We start from the raw sequence: 237 nt of genomic DNA, 5'->3' as shown, positions 1-237 counted from the left end.
ACCGCCAACGCATTGCACAAGACGTTGAAAGCTGGGAGGGAATAATGGCAAGTTTTGCACCTGTGGCGCCGATCCAGATTCTGGAGAGCCTCTACAATTATGGCTATGATGCTTTCGGCGAGTATCATCTTCTCCTGGCCCATCATATCATGGAAGAGCCCGAACGCTTTAAGGCATTGTTCGAGCGCATATCTGGTGATATGTCCGTATTCCCTACTGTCATCATCGACAATTCCC

Annotated in this window: 1 protein-coding gene; it reads left to right on the top strand. The window is 49.4% G+C overall.

Translation table 11 applies throughout. The features are described 5' to 3' along the window. Nucleotides 1–44: 44 nt before the first annotated feature. The coding region (locus VJI94_RS08820) for a hypothetical protein (RefSeq protein ID WP_324009103.1) at nt 45–237 on the top strand (193 nt) is incomplete at its 3' end.

The sequence above is a fragment of the Parvimonas sp. D9 genome, assembly GCF_035282565.1.
Lineage (GTDB): Bacteria > Bacillota > Clostridia > Tissierellales > Peptoniphilaceae > Parvimonas > Parvimonas micra.
Note: the sequence above shows the minus strand (reverse complement) of the source record. Positions and strands in the feature narration are given on the sequence as shown.